Raw genomic sequence first — 19645 nt, 5'->3', positions numbered from 1 at the left:
TGACATCAATAAGGAGGGTTTTTAGACATGGGAGAAGAAATTAAAGTTATCGTATTTAAGCTTGGTGAAGAGGAATACGGTGTTGAAGTAGAAAAAGTCCAATCTATTGAACGCATGGTGCCGATTACACGGGTTCCAAGAACCTACGATTTTGTTAAAGGCGTATTCAACATGAGAGGCGTAGTCATTCCGGTTATTGATCTTCGTGGCCGATTTGGATTGCCTGAAGCTGAATATACCGATCAAACTCGCATCATTATCGTTGCAGTGGGTGAAATGCAAGTCGGCTTTATCGTTGACTCAGCGAATGACGTTATTGACCTGAATACTGACAATATCGAGACACCACCGGAAGTGATTGGCGGAGTTAAGGCTAAATACCTTCGCGGAGTTGCTAAAATTGGTGAAGAGCGCTTGTTGATTATGCTGAACTTGTCCGAAGTCCTGAATCGTAGCGAGATGAACCAACTGGAAGGCTTAGAGGATTAACATATGGAAAATCTCGGAAATCTTGAAGACTTCAAGTTGGATGTGTTGAAAGAAGTCGGCAACATTGGCTCGGGGAACGCTGCTACAGCGCTCTCCCGGCTTCTCAATAAACCGGTCGATATGGGTGTCCCCAAAGTACAAATGCTGCCCTTTGAGGAAATTGCCGAGAAAGTCGGCGGCTATGAGCAACTTGTTGTTGCAATATTTTTTAGGGTAGAAGGGGAAGCCCCCGGGAATCTATTCTTCATATTGCAGCCTCAGGCGGCAAAAAGCTTACTTTCCCGTTTGGCGAATATTCCTTCAGATGACGAGGACAGTTTTAACGAAATGGAGCACTCAGCCCTGTCGGAGATCGGAAACATTTTAGCAGGCTCATACCTGTCTTCGCTGGCAGACTTTACGCGTTTATCTATGTATCCAACAGTCCCTGCGCTGGCGTTGGACATGGCAGGAGCAATTCTCAGCTATGGACTGCTGCAGTTTGGGCAGATGGGGGATGCTGCATTATTGATTGACACATCGTTTCTGGAAGGGCAGAATCAGATAGAGGGTCAATTTTTCCTGATTCCTGATCCAGAATCGTTCGGGAAAATCTTTAGGTCGTTAGGAGTCCCGATGAACGATGATTGAGGATAAAAGCATCATTAAAGTCGGTATGGCTGACTTAAATGTTACCAGTAACCCGAACTCGATTCGCACGACAGGACTTGGCTCCTGCGTCGGATTGACTCTCTACGATCCTCATTTGAAATTGGCAGGTATGGCACATGTGATGCTACCATCCTCGGATATTGCACGTGAAGGGCAACTGAATATTGCTAAATACGCCGATACGGCGCTGCCCGAGTTATTTGAGCGGATGCTGAAATTGGGTGCTGAACGACGCAGACTGATTGCCAAAATGGCAGGGGGAGCGCAGATGTTCGCCTTTGCTGGTAGTGGAGACACCATGCGGATTGGTCCACGTAATGTAGAATCATGCAAGGAAATGCTCGTAGATCTCGGCATTCCTTTGATTGCGGAGGACACAGGTGGCAATTATGGACGAACGATTGAGTTGGACTCTGAAACTGGCGTTTTGAATATTCGAAGCGTACAAAAAGGTGTAAAGGAATTATAAACATGTTATTTGGCAGCTTACGCATTAATCTTTGGTCTGGAGTAGTCGGATTTATTCTGACTTTTGTGTTGTCCGTTGGCAGCAATCTGCTGACCACGAGCTTAATTCGTGGCTTGATCGCCTTCGTTTTTTGGTTCCTACTTGCATTTGTGCTGCGCTGGACACTAGGTGTTGTGGCGCGGCCAGATCTGGGGAATGCCCAAAGCCGGGCAAGCTCTCAGGTAGATGGCGTAGGGGGTAACCTGGACCTGACGACACCAGACGAAAATGAAGACCTGAATGAATTGCTGAAACCGAAACCAGAGCAGACGGACGAGGGGAATAATGGTTTCGCACCTTTAAACCCACCTAAGCTGGTTTCCAACAAGGACCCTGAAGAATTGGCCAAGGCCGTTCGTCACCTGACAGACAAATAAGGAGGGTGAAGCCGATGAACGAGCGAAAAGCCGCTCATTTAAACCATTCCGAACTATGGGAACAATGGAAAGAACACGGTGACAAGGAAGCAAAAAAACAGTTAATTGAAAAGTATCTCCATATTGTGGAATATGTGTCAGGCCGTCTTGCAGTAGGATTGCCTAAAAATGTATCCAAGGATGACCTGGCGAGTAATGGCGTTATGGGTTTGATTGACGCTTTAGAGAAATTTGACTATGAGCGTGGCTTGCAGTTTGAGACCTATGCTTCTTGGCGTGTTCGTGGAGCGATTTTGGATGGTCTTCGTCAAGGGGATTGGGTTCCTCGTTCAGTTAGGGAAAAAGCGAAAAAAATCGAGGATGCCTACCAGCATTTGGAACAAAGATATCTACGCACGGTAAGCGACGAAGAGATGAGTCATTATTTGGACGTTTCTGAGAAAGAGTTTCAAAATATGATCCAGGAGGTCGCCGTTATGTCGATTGTCTCACTGGAGGACCCGATCCGCGAAGAGGAATCGGAAACACGGCTTTCCCTTTTGGTGGACGAGAAGGCGAAAAATCCGGATCATAAGGTCAATGAATTTACACTTCGTGATGCCCTTGCACAAGGCATTGATAAATTGACTGAAAAAGAACGTATCGTTGTTTCTTTATTGTATTACGAGGATTTGTCACTCAGTGAAATCGCTGAGGTCATGTCGCTATCTCCATCGCGAATTTCACAGTTGCATTCCAAAGCAATATTACGTCTGAGAGCGACATTGGACAAACAACGGGATTTGCTAATGCGTAAAGATTAACGTACGGGAGGTTACAGTAACAGTTAGACGGAAGGAGCACCCTTGTGGAGAAGCAATATGCTTTGGACCAGTTTTTAAAAGTGGTTGTCTCACCTGACAAACAAACCGCCTACTTGGAGTTTGCCAAACGTGAAGAAGGCTTTGCCTGTTCTGTGGAAGAATTAGAGCGTTTTCTAAGCAACCAAAAAATATCCTACGGTTTAATGACCGATGCAATTCGTGTATTTGCGGCAAGTCCGGAAGATCATTTCTTCGGAAAATTACTGATTGCTCAGGGAAAGCAGCCGATCCATGGCACAGACGGAAAAATTAATCTGGCTGATATTGTGACTGGCGAAGATGCACATAAGCCGCTTGAAACCGTGGATGGACGGGTGGATTATAAAGAATTAACTCGTTTAAGAAATGTAAAACGTGGTCAACTGATTGCCGAACGGGTTGATCCTGTGCCGGGTGTACCGGGGATTGCTGTAACCGGAGAGGAAATTCCTTTTCTTCCAGGTAAAGAGGCGCGTTTTAAAGTCGGAAAAAATGTAGTGATCCATCCAGAAGGTGTTGCGATGTATGCGGCTATTGACGGACTGGTGACTACGACTGAAAAGGGCAAACTTAATGTATTCCCTGTATATGAAGTGAACGGGGACGTCGATTATAGTGTCGGTAACATTGATTTTGTTGGAACCGTCGTCATTCGTGGGAATGTCTTGACTGGTTTTCGTGTTCGGGCGGCTGGCGACATTCGTGTCATCGGTGGTGTGGAAGGCGCTGAAATTGAGGCGGAAGGTTCAGTGGAAATCAGTGGCGGTATTATCGGATACCATAAGGGGTTCGTGAAAGCTGCACAAAATGTCAAATGCTCATTCATACAAGATGGTAACGTGATTGCCGGAGGCGATATACTTGTATCCCAGAGCATCATGCATTCCCAGATTAAAGCGAGTGTAAATGTACTCTGTGAGGGGACCAAAGGGCTTATCGTAGGTGGCAGTGTACAAGCTGGTAAAAAGGTAGTGGCTCGTACCATCGGTAATACGATGTCCACAGCTACTGTTATCGAAGTTGGTGTGCTTCCCGAACTGCGCGATGAACTGACAGAACTCCGCGCACGTTTGAAGCAGCAGACAGACAGTCAGGATAAAACGAATAAGGCTCTTACCATATTGGATCAGCTTGCCGCCGCCGGACAGCTTGCACCTGAAAGAATGGCTATGCGAATCAAGCTGACATCTACTAAAAAGTCTAATGAACAGGAGCTTTTGGAAACCAAGTCCAGAATGCTTGAAATTGAACGAACATTAGAGGATACAAGCCGCGCACGGGTAGAAGTGAAAAATGTAATTTACGGTGGCTCTAAAATAGTTATCGGCAGATATACAAAATTCATTAAAGATTCAGTGGAAAGAATGGCGTTTTATTATCACGAAGGAGACATCAGCATGTCCTCCTACGTGTAATTCGGCACACTGAAAAACAACATTCAACATTGTATTCCTTGGAAGACAGAACGGATGCCCAATCGGAAAGGGTGTGGTCCAATGAGCTTGAAGGCTGTTGAATTGCAAATTGCCGTACCTCGCACCAGCGAAGCAGGAAAATACCAAAGTGAGTCCCAGCAGCGGCCGATGAATGATCAAGCATTGCTTGGACAAAAGGCCGCGTTGGAGACGGAAAACATGCGTCAGCGAAGCAGTGCCGTAGACCAGTCTGCGGAAACATTCGTCGGTGAGCGGCAAACAGGAGGGCAGAGCAGAGATTCTTCCCAGCAGAGCCGCTCTCGCTCAGATGAGTCTGAGCTACCTAAGGAGCATCCGGCAGAGCATCCGTTCAAGGGACACCATATTGATTTTTCGCTCTGATCCGACAGGTGGAGAAGCGTTATTAAAGGAGACGATGGGCAGTGGATCAACCATGGATTTATATTGTTCTGCTGGGCGCCGCAGCTGTTGTCTACGCCTGGCTTCTGCCTAAGCGTCAGCCAAGCCGGGGAACAGAAGAGGCCGTCGTCCAAAAGGTCGAGGCCACATTGGAGCAATATATGGCCGATATTGAAAACGATAATGACGAGTTGATTGAGCTCGTTTCGGGTATGAAGCAGGAGCATACAGTTAAACAGGCGGCATTACAGGAGCAAGTAGCTGAGCTTCGGAGCCGTATCGTGGAGCTTGAGCACCAGGCTATGTTTGCTACTGTCTCTATGCAAACCGAGCCTGTATCTAAGGAAATACAACATACAGCTACTTCTCATCAGGCAGCGGTTGCATATGGTCAATTTCAAAGTCCGCAACCTGGAATGTCTGTGCAGGAAGGCTACTCTGGTTCAGAAGCTCCCCTCATAACTATGGAGGAGCAGACGGTATTACAAGACCCTGAAACTGAGCAGGAAGCAGATTCCATCCGTGATCGTTATCAAGAGTTGTTTGCGCTGCATGAGCAAGGCAAGTCAGTGGACTATATAGCCAAGCAATCAGGCATTCAACGAGGTGAAGTACAGCTCATATTGCAACTCGCGGAGCGGGAGGATGTAACGTGATCAAAAACCGTTCATTTATGCTAGGCATGGGTACTGGTCTGATAACGGGGGCATTGCTGTTGCAACTGGCAATGATCGGTCAGGGACAATCGCAGCAATCTTCAATAGACCCGAAAAACATGACGCGAGAGCAGTTAGAAAAGGCAGCAGCCGAATTAAATCTTCAGATTAATGACAGTTCTGATCCGAAGATGACAGAAGAGGAATGGCGTAATAAGGTGATTAAGGAAGGCAACAAAAATCCGGTTGCACCCCAAAAGGCTAAACCAGCTCAAACGCCGGCAACACCAAAGGCACCTGCAAACAGCACATCCTCGACTGCGTCTAAACCTTCGACTAGCACATCGGTTCCACAAAGTCCGAATAAGCCGCAAACTCAAAGATCCGGCACTACACCGACTCCCAATATCCCCAAGCAGCCTGCCACCCCACAAGTGCAGTATAGCATTGCATCGGGAAGCAATTTGAGAAGTGTGGCATCAGGATTGCAACGGGCAGGGGTCGTATCTGATGCTAGTGCATTTGAGGCAGCAGCTAAGGCTCAAAAAATCAATACCAAAATTCGTACTGGTACCTATCAGTTTGCTAAGGGTGAGGATTTCAGTTCTATCATTACTAAAATTACGAAAAAGCCGTCCAACTGACCAGACTGGGAAGTGGGCGGCTTTTATTCTTGCTGACAAGTTCGATGAGAGGCGTAAAACGTCACATTTTGCGTTGTTCCAACTATTGTCGAAAAGTTGGTTGCAACGATGCAAGTGTTATGGTATATTAATTGACGGTGTTAAAAACGCACGTCGGTTAATTTTATAAAGGGTGCTTTCTAATGGAAAGTCTTTATGAAAAATGATGTCGGCGGAGGACACACAAAAAACCAAACTTAGGAGGTGCGTGAAGATGGCAGTAATCTCCATGAAACAGCTTTTGGAAGCTGGGGTTCACTTTGGTCACCAAACACGTCGCTGGAACCCGAAAATGGATCGTTATATCTTCACTGAAAGAAACGGTATTTACATCATTGACTTGCAAAAGACAGTGAAAAAGGTTGAGGAAGCTTACAACTTCGTAAAAAGCATTGCAGCTGAGAATGGTACAATTCTGTTCGTAGGCACGAAGAAACAAGCACAAGATTCCGTTAAGGAAGAAGCAGCACGCGCTGGTCAATTCTACATTAACCAACGTTGGTTGGGTGGTACGCTGACTAACTTCCAAACGATTCAAAAACGTATTGACCGTTTGAAACAACTGGAAGCTTGGGAAGAAGACGGTACATTCGCAGTTCTTCCTAAAAAAGAAGTTATCATTCTTCGCAAAGAAAAAGATCGTCTTGAAAAATTCTTGGGCGGTATCAAAAACATGAAGGGCCTTCCAAGTGCTCTGTTCATCATTGATCCACGTAAAGAACGTATCGCGGTTGCTGAAGCTCGCAAATTGGGTATCCCAATCGTTGGTATCGTTGATACAAACTGCGATCCAGACGAAATCGACTATGTTATCCCAGGTAATGACGACGCAATCCGCGCTGTTAAATTGCTGACAGGTAAAATGGCTGATGCAGTTATGGAAGCAAACCAAGGCGAAGAAACTACAGCATAATATTTCCATTAGGAAATACCTATATGAATTAAATGAAAAGGGTGGTTGGCAGGTGTATAACCTCTCACTACCCTTTTTTTAAGGAATAAAGCACGGTATACCACTGAAAATCAAATTTGGAGGGAAATAATATGGCAGTTAATGCTAGCGCAGTAAAAGAGCTTCGTGAAAAAACAGGCGCAGGAATGCTGGATTGTAAAAAAGCGCTTGAAGAAGCAAACGGTGATTTGACAAAAGCGGTTGAAGTTCTGCGCGAAAAAGGACTTGCAGCTGCAGCCAACAAAGCAGGTCGTATTGCTACTGAAGGTGTTGTTGAATCCTACATTCATGCTGGCGGCCGTATCGGCGTACTGGTAGAAGTAAACTGCGAAACAGACTTCGTAGCTAAAACAGACCAGTTCAGAGATTTTGTACGCGACATTGCAATGCATATCGCTGCATCGAACCCTCGTTATGTTCGTCGTGAAGAAGTGCCACAGGAAGAAATCGAAAAAGAAAAAGAAATCCTGAAAGCACAAGCTCTGAACGAAGGTAAACCAGAGAAAATCGTTGAGAAAATGGTTGAAGGCCGCATTGGTAAGTTCTATGAAGAGTTCTGTTTGCTGGAGCAATCTTTCATCAAAGATCCGGACAAAACAATCTCCACGCTTATCAACGAAAAAATCAGTACAATTGGCGAAAACATCTCCCTGCGTCGCTTTGTTCGTTTTGAACTGGGTGAAGGTCTGGAGAAAAAAGAAGACAACTTCTACGAAGAAGTTATGTCTCAAGTGAAACAATAATTACCAACGAACGGTAATTGCATATGAAAAAAACGGAAATGGAACACATCAGTGTTCCTTTTCTTGCAACAGGACACCTATCCTGTTACATAAAGTATAAATGATATTGGAGGGTGATCATTTGGAAAAACCTGTGTTTAAGCGTGTTGTCCTGAAAGTTAGTGGTGAATCGCTGTCAGGCCCTAACGGTTACGGTATTGATGCGGATACGATTGCGTCCATTGCTGAACAAGTCAAAGATGTGGTGGAACTGGGAGTAGAAGTTGCTATCGTGTGTGGTGGCGGTAACATCTGGCGTGGTATTGCTGGAAGTGCCAACGGAATTGACCGGGCCACGGCAGATTACATGGGTATGCTGGCAACAGTGATGAACTCACTGGCCTTACAGGATGCTTTGGAACAGATTGAAGTACCTACGCGTGTACAAACATCCATTGCGATGCAACAGATTGCAGAACCATACATCCGCCGTAGAGCTATCCGTCATTTGGAAAAAGGTCGGGTTGTAATTTTTGCAGCAGGTACAGGTAATCCGTTCTTCTCGACTGATACTACAGCTGCACTGCGTGCCGCTGAGATTGAAGCGGAAGTGATTCTGATGGCTAAAAATAAAGTGGATGGCGTATATTCTGCTGATCCGTTTAAAGATAGCACAGCTGAGAAATATGAGCAGCTTACGTATTTGGATGTGCTCAACAAAAATCTCGGTGTCATGGATTCTACTGCTTCCTCGTTGTGCATGGATAACAATATTCCGTTGATTGTCTTTGCTATTACAGAGCAAGGTAACATTAAACGTGTCGTGCTGGGTGAGAAAATTGGTACGATCGTCAAAGGGAGTGTAAATTAATGCCACAATCTGTGAAAAAGAGTGCTGAGGAGCGCATGCAAAAAGCAATCCAAGCATTGCAACGTGATCTTGCATCTTTGCGTGCAGGACGGGCGACACCAGCTTTACTGGACCGTGTGCAGGTAGAGTATTATGGTGCAATGACTCCAGTCAACCAGCTGGCGAATGTCAATACACCTGACAGCCGGACCTTGATGATTCAGCCTTGGGACAAATCTTCCTTGGCCGATATCGAGCGCGCTATACAAAAATCCGATTTAGGTTTGACACCTTCGAATGATGGCAACACCATTCGTCTGAGCATTCCTGCTTTGACGGAGGAGCGCAGAACTGACTTGGTGAAGTTGACGAAAAAGAACGGTGAAGAAGCGAAGGTCGCTATTCGTAACATTCGTCGTGATGCAAATGATGACATCAAAAAAATGGAGAAAAGTGATATTTCCGAGGACGAATCTCGTAAATATCAGGAAGATATCCAGAAAACAACTGATAAATTTATTGCTGAAGTGGATAAAGTTTTAGCTGCAAAAGAAAAAGAAATTATGGAAGTTTAAAAGATTGGCAGCCCCTCCCTTACGGTGGGGTTTGTCTCTTTTCAAGCCTGAGGCACATTTTCAGAGAATGCTGGAGGAACTGGAATGATCAAACGGGTTCGGTCTTGGTGGAACGGGGAACAAAAACAGCAAACACCGGCCATTTCAAAAGACAATATTCCGCAGCATGTTGCTGTCATCATGGATGGGAACGGCAGATGGGCCAAACGGATTGGAATGCCGCGGATTGTAGGGCACCAAAATGGAATGAAGGCAGTGAAACGCACAGCAATTGCGGCGGATGAACTGGGTATTAAGTATTTGACTTTGTTTGCATTTTCAACTGAAAATTGGACGCGTCCAAAGGACGAAGTTGATTTTCTAATGCGCTTACCGCAGGAATTTCTGGCTATTGAGCTGGATGAGCTGATTGAAAAAAATGTGCAGGTGCGTATGATGGGAAACAAGGAACATTTACCTTCCCATACCGTTGAGGCGCTGACTGAAGCGACTCGACGAACTGAAAATAATACCGGACTTGTTCTTAATTTTGCATTGAATTATGGAAGTCGGTTGGAAATCACAGAATGCATGCAAACATTGGGCCGTCAAATTGCGGATGGGAAGCTTAAAACAGAAGATATAACATCTGAGCTGATCGGTAATACGTTGCTTTCTAGTGGTATGCCAGACCCTGATTTACTGATTCGAACAAGCGGTGAGCTTAGACTTAGTAATTTTATGCTCTGGCAGCTTGCCTACAGTGAGTTGTGGTTTACTGATATTTATTGGCCTGAGTTTAAGAAAGAACACTTATACGAAGCAGTGATCGAATATCAGCAAAGAACACGGCGGTATGGCGGACTGAAGTAAATGGAGGATGAAAGCCGTTGAGACAGAGATTAATTACCGGTATTCTGGCAGGCATATTCTTTTTGGCGATGGTCCTGTGGGGCGGCTTGGCCTACCATTTGCTTATATTGGCGATGGCCCTAATCGGATTTTATGAGTTCGCACGAATGACGCAGGTATCTCCTTTTGGAGGTACAGCAATACTTGGATACGTAAGCATATTTGCTTTTGTATTTCCATATGAACCTTTTGGTTTGCACTCACCCTTACCCATTGCCAGTATGCTTTGGCTGGTAATGATAGCTTTTATGATCATCACGGTAGGAACGAAAAATAAAATCCCGATTCAAACGGTAGCTATACTATTCCTTGGTACCGTTTATATAGGGTTTGGATTTTCGTATATAGCGGAATCACGTCATATGGAACATGGACTGTTATGGACTTTTTTATTGTTGGCTTGTATTTGGGCAAGTGATGCAGGGGCATATTTTGTAGGCAAAATGGCAGGGAAGACAAAACTATGGCCTGCGATTAGTCCAAACAAAACGGTCGAAGGATCCATTGGCGGCATTGTTTTAGCGTTGGTTATAGCTCTAGTATTCGCTGGATTGTCAGGTGGACTGCTGCCATGGGGCAAAGCCATCGGCATCGGTTTGTCATGTGCAGTTGTGGGACAACTGGGCGATTTGGTACAATCTGCATACAAACGAGTGTACGGCATTAAAGATTCCGGTAATCTGCTGCCAGGGCACGGTGGTATACTAGACCGCTGCGACAGCTGGATTGTCGTTTTTCCATTTGTACATATGCTGATGCTGCTTCCATGAGTCTGTTGATTACAGTTTATGCTCAGGCTTAATCTCTATGCTGTCACTCTGCGCTACTAAAAGGATGGAACCAGTAGCATAGCTGCCTGAATAACAAACAATGAGCTCCTGGCTAAAAGTGATTTTCAGGATAGGAAGGTGCATCATGAAAAGAATTACGGTACTTGGTTCAACCGGATCTATTGGAACTCAAACGCTGGATGTAGTGTCCATGCACCCGGATCAGTTTACTGTTGAGGCTTTAGCAGGTGGTTCTAATATAAAGTTACTTGCTGAGCAGGCGCATCTCTATAAACCCAAAAAAGTGTCTGTGGGTACTCGGCAGTTGGCGGATGAAATTCGTCCTTTACTGCCTTCTGGAATGGAACTGTATTGGGGAAATGAAGGACTCGTTGAGCTTGCTGCGAACACAGAGGCGGATATGGTTGTGACGGCTGTAATGGGCAGTGTCGGATTGCACTCCACGCTGGCCGCGATTGAGGCTGGAAAACAGATCGGTTTGGCCAATAAGGAAACACTGGTTACTGCTGGTCATCTGGTCACAGCGCGGGCTCGGGCGAAAGGAGTGCCGTTGCTGCCGATTGACAGTGAGCATTCAGCTATTTTCCAATGCTTGAATGGTGAGCGTATGAAAGATGTGGCACATATTACCCTCACAGCATCAGGGGGTTCTTTTCGAGATTTGACAAGAGAACAGTTGCTTGAAGTTACAGTGGAAGATGCACTCAAGCATCCCAATTGGTCAATGGGGGCCAAAATTACGATTGATTCAGCAACGATGGTAAACAAGGGGCTGGAAGTCATTGAGGCGCATTGGCTATTCGGACTTGATTATGAGCAGATTCATGTGTTGCTTCATCCGGAAAGCATTATTCATTCCTATGTTGAGTTTCAGGATACAAGCATTGTTGCTCAACTTGGGAATCCGGACATGAGAGTACCCATTCAATATGCGTTGACTTACCCTGAGCGTATGAAGTCCCCGGCGAAGCCGTTGTCACTGGCTGAAGTGGGTAGACTCCATTTTAAGGAAATGGATTATAATCGTTTTCCTTGTTTAAGGCTTGCCTTCGAATGTGGTAAAATGGGTGGTACAGCACCGACCGCCTTTAATGCAGCTAATGAGATTGCTGTTGCCCGTTTCCTGCGTGGAGAAATTTCTTTTCTGCATATTGAAGCTATTATTGAACGTGTGCTGGAGCGGCATGTCAATGTGGCTAATCCTGATCTTTCTGCGATTGAAGCCTGTGACGGAGAGACTCGTAGCATAGCTGCGGGGTTGTAGGCTAATGCTGGGTTAAGAAACGAAATGTGATTCTCTTGTGCGGGATTGGAGAATAATGATAATCTAGGAAGACAAACTCGATCTCATTGAAAGGGGAACGGAAACGATTGGAAACGATTCAAATAGTGTTGATGACGGTGCTCATGTTTTTCGTCATAGTGACGGTGCATGAATGGGGGCATTATTATTTTGCCAAGCGCGCCGGGATTCTGGTACGGGAGTTTGCGATCGGTTTCGGTCCGAAACTGTTTTCTTATAAAAGAAACGAGACGCGATTTACGCTGCGTTTGTTGCCGTTTGGTGGCTTTGCCCGCATGGCGGGAGAGGATCCGGAGATCAATGAAATTGAGACCGGACAAACGATTGCTGTACGCGTAACGGATGACGTCGTTAAAACCATCTATCTAGATCAACTGGATAATCGCAAGAATGTGGTACGCGGCGAAGTGTTGGATATTGATCTGGAACAGTCGTTAACTTTAAAATTGGATGTAGATGGCGAAGATCAGCAATACACAGTACACCCGCAAGCGATGATGGTAACCAAAGGACAATCCATTCAGATTGCACCAAAGGATCGGCAGTATGGGAGTAAAACAGTAGGACAGCGTGCGATGGCTATTTTTGCTGGACCACTGATGAATTTTATACTTGCCTTTATTCTGTTTGGTCTTCATATTCAGATGGTCGGCATACAAGTGGACAACCCGACCTATGTCCAAATTAGTGAAATTACAGCAGGTATGCCCGCTGCTGAAGCTGATTTGCATAAGGGAGATATCATCGAATCGGTGAATGGAATAGCCATTGGTGCAAATGTTGAAAACATGATCAAACTGATTGCGGATTCTCAAGACAAGCCGATGAAGTGGACGGTTCGCCGTGATAATAAGACCTTTGATCTTACTATTACACCTCGTGCAATGGAAGGACAAAAGGGTGGCAAGGTGGGCATTGTGCCTGAACTTCCAAAACGCCAAGCAGGTGTGGGTGAAACGTTCAAATTTGCCGGACAATCCATGGTCAGAACGACCGATATTATTTTCCAAGGATTTAGCCAGCTCATTCAACGTTTTTCTATCAACGACCTGGGAGGCCCGGTACGTACTTTTGAAGTGACGGGGCAAATTGCCAAGCAGGGGATTGAGCAGTTGACATATTGGACTGCTATAATGAGTCTTTATCTGGGGATATTTAATTTATTGCCTATTCCGGCGCTGGATGGAAGCAGACTTGTTTTCCTTGGTGTGGAGGCGGTAAGAGGACGTCCCGTTGATCCGAGCAGGGAAGGAATGGTCCATTTCGTTGGTTTTGCTATGCTATTCCTGCTTATGATTGCGGTCACGTATAACGATATTTTACGCTTAATTAATGGTTAATTAGAGACGGACTTATATAAAAACGGTCTATATGGGAGGACATGCATTTCTATGTCGAATGATAAACAGTTTGTCGAGGAAATTACGCCGCAGAGCGAAGATTTTTCCCGATGGTATATTGATGTTATTAAAAAAGCAGAACTGATGGATTATTCCCCTGTTCGCGGATGTATTGTATTCCGCCCCGATGGTTTTGAAATTTGGGAGCATATCAAGGAAGCCATGGACGTGCGTTTCAGAGAAACAGGCCACCGTAATGCCTATTTCCCAATGTTCATTCCCGAAAGCTTTTTTCAAAAGGAAAAAGAGCATGTTGAAGGGTTTAATCCTGAACTACCTTGGGTAACCGAGGCTGGTGGAGAAAAGCTGGAAGAGCGTCTTGCAATACGTCCGACTTCGGAAACCATGATAGGTCATATGTACTCTAAATGGATTCAATCCTATCGTGATCTGCCGGTGCTTATTAACCAATGGGCTAACGTAGTGCGTTGGGAAAAACGCACACTGCCTTTCTTGCGCACAAGTGAATTTTTGTGGCAAGAAGGTCACACGGCCCATGAAACAGAAGAAGAAGCACGTGAAGAAACGATGAAAATGCTGGAAGTATACCGTGAGGTTATTGAGGAAGTTCTAGCTATTCCAGTTATTACTGGACAGAAAACACCTTCTGAAAAGTTTGCAGGTGCGAAGGATACATTTTCACTGGAAGCGATGATGAAGGATGGACGGGCGGTACAAGCTGGGACTTCCCACTATATGGGAACTAATTTTGCTGTTGCATTTGACATTAAATATTTGAGCCGTGAAAACAACCTGGAATTCGCGCATACGACTTCATGGGGAACAAGTACACGTTTGATCGGCGCACTGATTATGGTCCATGGAGATGACCGTGGTCTGGCATTACCTCCTAAAGTTGCGCCTACGCAGGTTATTATGGTTCCAATTGGACCACCTAAGAAGCGTGATGCCGTTATCGCTCGTGCAGATGAACTATTTGCTGAGTTGAAACAAGCGGGAGTGCGTGTTAAAATGGACGACCGCAGTGATGTAAGCCCAGGCTGGAAATTTAATGAATATGAAATGCGCGGTGTGCCGGTTCGTATGGAAATCGGGCCTCGTGATATGGAAAACGGCGTCTGTGTGCTCGTATCCCGTATCAGCGGTGAGAAAAAAATCGTGCAGCAGGATAATCTGGTTGAGGAAGTACACGCGATGCTCGCACAGGTACAGCAGGAGATGTTTGATCGTGCGAAAAATTTCATGGAAGAAAATTTCTATTCTGTCGATACGTTGGACGAAATGAAGACTCTCATGGAGGAAAAACGCGGTTTTACTTTGGCAGGTTGGTGCGGATCTGAAGAATGTGAAGACAAAGTTAAAGAAGTGACAGGTGCTACAAGCCGTAATATACCGTTTAAAACAACCGAGCAAAAGTCCACATGTTTGTGCTGTGGCAAACCTGCCAAGCATACAGTAGTGTTCGCACGGGCGTACTAATATAGAAGTAGGGCAATACCACTATACTCACTTCATTCTCTTCGCCGACAGGGTAGCTGTTACCGGACAATGTTCCGAAGGATCTATGTCGTTGTGAGGAGGATTAAAGAGGGTTACGAAAAGCTTTTGCGGTCGGAGATGTTTTTGACGCAGAAGCTTTTCATGTTTTCAGAATGGTAGATTTGAAATTGGGGGGAGAGCCATGGGCGGAGCTGAAGAAAAGAGAAAGCGGCTGGAACTGCTGATGAAGCAGGTTGTGATGCCGACGGGAGTGGTTGAACCTTATTTTTTGGACGGTTGGATTGATCAAGTGGAGATTAGCCGTACCAATAAGGATTGGAATATCACTATTGCCAAGGAGACACTGGTCCCCGCTCAGGTGTATCGTACGTTCTGTATTCAAGTACAGGAAAAAATGAGTCACATCGCAAAAATTACGTTCCGTTTTCAGTATAGTGAGCAGATTCAGCCGGGTGATATCATTAGTGAATACTGGAAACTTTTTCTAGAGTGGGTACATCGTGAGATTCCTTCTGTTAACGGTTGGTTGAATCGGGCTGTGCATGAGTGGGAAGACGGTCTATTATTGCTAACGATGAGCGACAGTATGTCATTGGAACTGGCGCGTAAAAAGCAGATAGATCAAGCTATCATCAAATTTTACAATAAATATTTCGGGCTCTCTATGCGCATTAAAGTCCAGGTGGGTGAAAGTAACCAGGAGGCATTACAGCAATTCCAAGAGAAGAAGATGCAGGAAGAACGCGAAGTTATTCAGCAGATGATGGAAAGTATGGAATCCGAAATGCCGCCTTTGGACGAAGAAGAAGGAGACGTACGGCTTCAATTTGGTTATGACATCAAAGAACCGGCTGTTCCGATGCAAGATATTCAGGACGAAGAAAAGAAAGTCACCTTACAAGGGACAATCTTCGGTTTGGATAGTAAAGAATTGCGCAATGGCAGTACGTTGTTTACGTATTATTTGACCGACTTTAGTGATTCCCTGCAAATGAAAATGTTTGCTAAAACTAAAGAAGATCTGAAGATCCTCAGTTTGTTGGCTAACGGGAAATGGGTCAAAGTGCGGGGGCGAGTTGAATATGATCGTTTTATGCAAATTCCCGAGCTGGTTATGATTCCTTCCGATCTAGTTGAAGTACAGGCTCCACCCACACGTAAGGATAAGGCAGAGGAAAAACGGGTTGAGTTCCATCTACACACAAAGATGAGTGCAATGGATGCTGTCGCCTCGATTGATCAATACGTCAAAACAGCCGCCAAATGGGGGCACAAAGCGATTGCGGTCACCGATCACGGTGGTGTGCAATGCTATCCTGATGCAGCAAAAGCAGCGAAGAAAAACGGAATTAAAATGATCTACGGTATTGAGGCTAACGTGGTTAATGATGCCGTTGAGGTTGTAATGCAGGCACAACCATTAAATTTGAAAACAGCGACTTATGTCGTTTTTGATATTGAAACCACCGGTTTATCGGTTACACAGAATAAAATTATTGAGATTGCGGCTGTAAAAATGCATGATGGCAAAGAAGTTGATCGTTATGCTACCTTTGTCAATCCGCATGAGCGTATACCCTACAATATCCAACAACTGACCAACATTAACGATGAAATGGTCAAGGATGCGCCGGATGTAGAACCTGTTATGAAGGAGTTTGTAGCTTTTGCTGGCGATGCTGTATTGGTTGCCCATAATGCGCGATTTGATGTCGGCTTTATCCAGGCCACCCTTCGAAATATGGGCTTGCCTGAAATGACCAATCCGGTACTGGATACGCTCGAACTGGCTCGTTTACTGTTTCCAACGATGAAAAACCACCGTCTGAATACGCTGACGACCAAATATAAAGTGGCGCTCGAAAGCCATCACCGGGCCATTGACGATACAGTCGCACTGACTGAAGTGCTGAATGGCTTGCTGAATGATGCGGAACAAATTAAGGGTTTAAAAATGCTCGATCGTCTGAATGATTATGTGGGTAAGGATTTATCGACCGTTCGTCCTTTTCACTGCTGTATTTATGCCCTCAACCCGATTGGTAAAAAAAATCTGTACAAGCTGGTTTCGATGTCTCATACCGAATATTTCAAGCGTGTGCCTTGTATTCCTAAATCAAAATTGTCAGAAATGAGAGACGGATTGCTTATTATTTCTGGCTGCGAAAAAGGAGAGTTCTTCGAGGCTGTATTGAACAAGTCCGAGGAAGAGGCCGAGGAAATTGCACAGTTTTATGATGTGTTGGAGATTCAGCCTTTGACAATGTATATGCATCTAGTGGAAAAGCAATTGGTAAGTGGGCCTGATGCTCTGAAAACGGCGATACGCAAAGTATGCGAAATTGGTCGGCGACTTGATAAGCCCGTAATTGCCACAGGTAATGTTCACTATTTGGAAACTCGCGATAAGCTGTACCGTGATATTACGATACACGGCATTACGGGATTTAGCCCGCTAAAAGATATTCGTAAGCCAGATGCGCATTTACGCACCACAGACGAAATGCTGGCAGAATTCGAGTTTTTGGGCGAGGAGAAAGCCTATGAAGTCGTTGTGAAGAATACCATTGAGCTGGCGGATCGGTTTGAGGAGCTGGAGCTGTTCCCTGACAAGCTGTTTACACCTTTGCTGGATGGGGCGGACGAGGAAATCCGCAACACTTGCTACGAGACGGCTAAATCCATCTATGGTGAGGAATTGCCCGAGGTGGTTGTAGCCCGCCTTGAAAAAGAACTCGAGCCGATTATTAAATACGGTTTCTCTGCCAATTATCTCATTTCCGAGCGTCTGGTTAAAAAGTCTAATAAGGATGGATATCTGGTAGGTTCACGGGGGTCTGTTGGATCTTCTGTGGTCGCTACCTTTCTCGGAATTTCCGAGGTTAATCCACTGCCTGCACATTATATTTGTGGTAATCCTGAATGCAGACATAGCGAATGGATTTTGGACGGTAGTGTGCCGAGCGGATTTGACTTGCCAGACAAAAACTGTCCGAACTGTGGTGGCAAATTGAAGGGTGAGGGACAGGATATTCCGTTTGAAACGTTTCTTGGGTTTAAGGGAGATAAAGTTCCCGATATTGACTTGAACTTCTCTGGCGAATATCAGCCTGTCGCACATAACTATACGAAAGTATTGTTTGGTGAGAAAAGTGTATTTCGTGCTGGAACCATAGGTACAGTTGCCGAGAAAACAGCCTTTGGCTTTGCAAAGAAATATGAAGAGGCGCATCATAAAAAATGGCGTGGGGCTGAGCTGAACAGGCTGGCTTCGGGCTGTACAGGGGTCAAACGCAGTACCGGGCAACATCCAGGCGGAATTGTCGTTGTTCCCGATTATATTGAGGTCGAGGATATTACGCCGGTACAGTATCCCGCCGATGATACAAGCTCAGAATGGAAAACAACGCATTTTGATTATCACGCTTTTGATGCGAATTTACTCAAACTCGATATTCTGGGTCATGATGATCCGACCATGATGAGGATGCTTCAGGATTTGACCGGTGTCGATCCTACGACCATTCCAATGAATGATCCTAAGGTGATGAGCATGTTCAACTCCACGGAGGCGCTCGGTGTAACACCCCAGCAAATCCGCACGCCTGTAGCAACCTATGGTGTACCAGAGATGGGGACGAAGTTTGTACGCCAAATGCTAGTAGAGTCGCAGCCAAGTTCTTTTGCTGATTTACTGCAAATATCCGGACTGTCTCACGGCACGGGCGTATGGCTGGGGAACGCACAGGAACTGATTAAGAATAATACCTGCAACATCAAGACTGTAATTGGTTGCCGTGATGATATCATGTTGTTTCTGATTTACAAGGCAGGGATGGACGCAGGTCTGGCCTTTAAAATTACGGAGAGCGTACGTAAAGGTAAGGGGCTTAGTGCCGAATGGATTGAGGAAATGAAAAAATGCAAGGTGCCACAGTGGTACATTGATTCCTGTCTGAAAATCCAGTACATGTTTCCGAAGGCGCATGCTGCAGCCTATGTTATTTCAGCAGTGCGCACAGCGTACTTTAAGCTGTATCATCCGATTGAATATTATGCGACTTACTTTTCAGTACGTGCAGCCGATTTTGATATTGAGCTGTGCTGTCAGGGATATGATGCAATCGCGCGGAAGATTGTCGAAATCGAGCAGCTCGGCTTTCAGGCACCGCCCAAAGAAAAAGGGATGCTTCCGATCCTAGAAATGGCTCTGGAAATGACGGCTCGCGGGTTTAGTTTTAAATCCATTGATTTGTACCGTTCCGAAGCTACACGCTTCAAGGTCGATGGAGATTCACTCATTCCGCCATTCGGAGCTCTTCAGGGAATTGGAGACAATGCAGCACGTAACATCGCAGCCTCCCGTGAACAGGGTGAATTTTTGTCTGTCGAGGATTTTCAACAAAAATCGAAGGCAAGTAAAACCATTGTCGAAATGCTATCCCAGTTGGGATGCTTTCGAGGTCTGCCAGAGAGTAATCAGCTGTCTCTGTTTTAATCCGAACTACAGTAGTCAAGCTCTGGCACTTGTCACATAACTATGGTTATGTTATAATTTTTTTGGTAATCATGGAGATAAAACCGTTGCTAAAAGAGTGGGGAAACCCACTCTTTACTGTTTGATATACAGTTACAACGTGAAAAGGTTATTTTTGGGCA

General features: G+C 45.3%; 19 protein-coding genes. All 19 read left to right on the top strand.

Features of this window, described 5'->3' with window-relative positions:
• The first annotated feature begins 27 nt into the window (after positions 1-27).
• The 19 genes from NSS66_RS01390 (at position 28) to NSS66_RS01300 (ending at position 19484) form a co-directional block, all read left to right on the top strand.
• Positions 28-489, top strand: coding sequence for a chemotaxis protein CheW (locus tag NSS66_RS01390; protein WP_007430046.1), 462 nt, complete (start codon positions 28-30; stop codon positions 487-489).
• 3 nt (positions 490-492) lie between these two features.
• Positions 493-1119 (top strand): chemotaxis protein CheC, encoded by a 627-nt coding sequence (locus NSS66_RS01385; protein WP_023988204.1) that lies wholly within the window; start codon positions 493-495, stop codon positions 1117-1119.
• Positions 1112-1609 carry a chemotaxis protein CheD gene (locus NSS66_RS01380; protein ID WP_010346358.1) on the top strand — a complete coding sequence of 166 codons (498 nt, stop codon included), beginning with the start codon at positions 1112-1114 and terminating at the stop codon, positions 1607-1609. The genes NSS66_RS01385 and NSS66_RS01380 overlap by 8 nt, the downstream gene beginning before the upstream one ends.
• Positions 1610-1611: 2 nt before the next feature.
• Positions 1612-2025, top strand: a complete 414-nt coding sequence (locus NSS66_RS01375; protein WP_013309910.1) for a hypothetical protein — start codon at positions 1612-1614, stop codon at positions 2023-2025.
• A gap of 14 nt (positions 2026-2039) precedes the next feature.
• On the top strand, positions 2040-2828 hold the full coding sequence (locus tag NSS66_RS01370) for a FliA/WhiG family RNA polymerase sigma factor (RefSeq protein ID WP_013309911.1): 789 nt from the start codon (positions 2040-2042) through the stop codon (positions 2826-2828).
• 44 nt (positions 2829-2872) lie between these two features.
• Entirely contained in the window at positions 2873-4282 is a 1410-nt protein-coding gene (locus NSS66_RS01365) for a DUF342 domain-containing protein (protein WP_023988205.1), read from the top strand.
• 81 nt (positions 4283-4363) lie between these two features.
• The gene (locus NSS66_RS01360; RefSeq protein WP_023988206.1) at positions 4364-4684 is read left to right on the top strand and encodes a hypothetical protein; all 321 of its coding nucleotides are present in this window, start codon (positions 4364-4366) and stop codon (positions 4682-4684) included.
• A 41-nt stretch (positions 4685-4725) separates the two neighbouring features.
• Complete coding sequence (locus tag NSS66_RS01355; protein WP_053325263.1) at positions 4726-5358, top strand: hypothetical protein; 633 nt, start codon at positions 4726-4728, stop codon at positions 5356-5358.
• Positions 5355-6002 (top strand): endolytic transglycosylase MltG, encoded by a 648-nt coding sequence (locus NSS66_RS01350; protein ID WP_053325264.1) that lies wholly within the window; start codon positions 5355-5357, stop codon positions 6000-6002. Before NSS66_RS01355 ends, NSS66_RS01350 begins: the two co-directional genes overlap by 4 nt.
• A gap of 253 nt (positions 6003-6255) precedes the next feature.
• The gene (rpsB, locus tag NSS66_RS01345; RefSeq protein WP_013309916.1) at positions 6256-6954 is read left to right on the top strand and encodes a 30S ribosomal protein S2; all 699 of its coding nucleotides are present in this window, start codon (positions 6256-6258) and stop codon (positions 6952-6954) included.
• Positions 6955-7085: 131 nt separating this feature from the next.
• Positions 7086-7736 carry a translation elongation factor Ts gene (gene tsf / locus NSS66_RS01340; protein WP_013309917.1) on the top strand — a complete coding sequence of 217 codons (651 nt, stop codon included), beginning with the start codon at positions 7086-7088 and terminating at the stop codon, positions 7734-7736.
• Between the two features lie 121 nt (positions 7737-7857).
• Entirely contained in the window at positions 7858-8586 is a 729-nt protein-coding gene (gene pyrH / locus NSS66_RS01335) for a UMP kinase (RefSeq protein ID WP_013309918.1), read from the top strand.
• Positions 8586-9140: a ribosome recycling factor gene (gene frr / locus NSS66_RS01330; protein WP_023988209.1), complete on the top strand. Its 555-nt coding sequence runs from the start codon at positions 8586-8588 to the stop codon at positions 9138-9140. Before pyrH ends, frr begins: the two co-directional genes overlap by 1 nt.
• 84 nt (positions 9141-9224) lie before the next feature.
• Positions 9225-9992 (top strand): isoprenyl transferase, encoded by a 768-nt coding sequence (locus tag NSS66_RS01325; protein WP_023988210.1) that lies wholly within the window; start codon positions 9225-9227, stop codon positions 9990-9992.
• 17 nt (positions 9993-10009) lie between these two features.
• Complete coding sequence (locus tag NSS66_RS01320; RefSeq protein ID WP_053325265.1) at positions 10010-10801, top strand: phosphatidate cytidylyltransferase; 792 nt, start codon at positions 10010-10012, stop codon at positions 10799-10801.
• 145 nt (positions 10802-10946) lie between these two features.
• On the top strand, positions 10947-12086 hold the full coding sequence (locus tag NSS66_RS01315; protein WP_023988212.1) for a 1-deoxy-D-xylulose-5-phosphate reductoisomerase: 1140 nt from the start codon (positions 10947-10949) through the stop codon (positions 12084-12086).
• A 107-nt stretch (positions 12087-12193) separates the two neighbouring features.
• On the top strand, positions 12194-13465 hold the full coding sequence (gene rseP / locus NSS66_RS01310) for an RIP metalloprotease RseP (RefSeq protein WP_023988213.1): 1272 nt from the start codon (positions 12194-12196) through the stop codon (positions 13463-13465).
• A gap of 51 nt (positions 13466-13516) precedes the next feature.
• Positions 13517-14965 carry a proline--tRNA ligase gene (gene proS, locus NSS66_RS01305; protein WP_013309924.1) on the top strand — a complete coding sequence of 483 codons (1449 nt, stop codon included), beginning with the start codon at positions 13517-13519 and terminating at the stop codon, positions 14963-14965.
• A gap of 202 nt (positions 14966-15167) precedes the next feature.
• Positions 15168-19484, top strand: a complete 4317-nt coding sequence (locus NSS66_RS01300) for a PolC-type DNA polymerase III (RefSeq protein WP_068940658.1) — start codon at positions 15168-15170, stop codon at positions 19482-19484.
• The last annotated feature ends 161 nt before the right edge of the window (positions 19485-19645 follow it).

This window comes from Paenibacillus sp. FSL R10-2748 (genome assembly GCF_038005565.1).
GTDB classification, from domain to species: Bacteria; Bacillota; Bacilli; order Paenibacillales; family Paenibacillaceae; genus Paenibacillus; species Paenibacillus polymyxa_B.
The sequence above is the reverse complement of the archived record's forward strand: the minus strand, read 5'-3'. Positions and strand labels throughout refer to the sequence as shown.